We start from the raw sequence: 1,802 nt of genomic DNA, 5'->3' as shown, positions 1-1,802 counted from the left end.
GGCGTGCTGTGTGTTGTGTCTGGCCGCCCCGCACCCCCCCCCACAACCCCCCCCCCCCCCCCCCACCCAACCCCCACGAACGGCACAGATGAGGGGCTGCGGCTTTTTCTGCATACCTGGCTGGGTGTAGCCTGAATCGTCGCCAACTTGACCGACACCGTTCGACTCCTGCACTCCCCTACCCCGCTGAGGCAGGTGGTCGGGCCGCGCCACCGCGTTCGAGGCCTCGCCCCACCAGGGCGGGTACAGCGTTTCCGGCGCGCCGTTCATCGTCAGCTCAGGAGCACATTCGTGTCACACGACACCTCGACCATCAACACCGGCGCCACGCCCGCCGCATCCGGCGCGAAGCAGAACAAGCCCTGGCAGGTCATCGTCGCGAGCCTCGTCGGTACGTCGATCGAGTTCTACGACTTCTACATCTACGCCACCGCGGCTTCGCTCGTCTTCCCCATTCTCTTTTTCCCAAGCGCCGACCCGATTACGGCCCTGCTCTCGTCGTTCGCCGTCTTCGGCGTCGCGTTCATCGCGCGCCCCTTCGGCTCGATCCTCTTCGGCCACTTCGGCGACCGCATCGGCCGCAAGGGCACGCTCGTCGGCACGCTGCTCGTCATGGGCATCGCGACCTTCCTCATCGGCTGCCTCCCGACCGCCGCGAACGCCGACGGCTCGATCAACACGAACATGACCGTGCTCGCGCCGGCGCTGCTCGTGCTGCTGCGCTTCTGCCAGGGCCTCGGCCTCGGCGGCGAGTGGTCGGGCGCCGCCCTCCTCGCCACCGAGAACGCCCCCGCGAACAAGCGCGCCATCTACGGCACGTTCCCGCAGCTCGGCGCGCCGATCGGCTTCATCCTCGGCAATCTGCTGTTCGTGCTGCTCAACTACACGCTGACCGAAGAGCAGTTCCTCACGTGGGGCTGGCGCCTGCCGTTCCTCGTGTCGGCCGTGCTCGTCATCATCGGACTCTGGGTGCGCATCCAGCTCACCGAGACGCCCGCGTTCCAGAAGGTCGTGCGTGAGGACCACGTCGTCAAGGCCCCGCTCGTCGAGGTCTTCCGCAAGTCGTGGCGCGCGATCATCCTCGGCACCTTCGTGATGCTCGCCACCTACGTGCTCTTCTACATGATGACCTCGTTCATGCTCACGTATGGCTCGACGCCGACGACCGACCAGGCCGCCGCGACCGCAGCCGACTCGGGCACGGCGTTCGACGCCGCGACGCACGTCGGCGGCCTCGGCTACCCGAAGACCGACTTCTTGCTCATGCTCATTGTCGCCGTCGTCTTCTTCGGCATCTTCACGCTCGTCTCGGGTCCGCTCGCCGAAAAGTTCGGCCGCCGCAAGATGCTGCTCTCGGTCACGGCGCTCATCTTCATCTTTGCCTTTGTGATGACCCCGCTGCTCGGCCTCGGCCACACGGGCGTGCAGACGCAGCTCATCATCGGCATGGCGCTCATGGGCCTCACCTTCGGCCCGATGGGCGCGGTACTGCCCGAGTACTTCCCCGCGAACACTCGCTACACCGGCTCGGCGATTGCGTACAACCTCTCGTCGGTACTCGGCGCAGGTATCGCCCCGACCGTGTTCGTCGCGCTCTGGAGCGCGGGCGACGGCTCGCCGTTCTGGGTCGGTGTCTACCTCGCCGGCGCGGCCCTGCTCACCTTCGTCGCGCTGCTGTTCTCGAAGGAAACGAAGCACAACGACTACACGAATGAGTCGGTCGCGGCCTAGCGTCGCGGAACGAAGAATCCCCGGTCGGCCGGGCCGGATGCGCGCAGGCGCATCCGGCCCACCCAGCGGGG

General features: G+C 67.1%; 1 protein-coding gene. It reads left to right on the top strand.

Annotation, left to right across the window (positions count from 1 at the left end; all coding sequences use genetic code 11):
- The first annotated feature begins 291 nt into the window (after positions 1–291).
- Complete coding sequence (locus QM019_RS12625; RefSeq protein WP_428831970.1) at positions 292–1,731, top strand: MFS transporter; 1,440 nt, start codon at positions 292–294, stop codon at positions 1,729–1,731.
- The last annotated feature ends 71 nt before the right edge of the window (positions 1,732–1,802 follow it).

The organism is Gulosibacter sediminis, assembly GCF_030011715.1.
GTDB classification, from domain to species: Bacteria; Actinomycetota; Actinomycetes; order Actinomycetales; family Microbacteriaceae; genus Gulosibacter; species Gulosibacter sediminis.
This window is presented reverse-complemented; position numbering and strand designations above follow the sequence as displayed.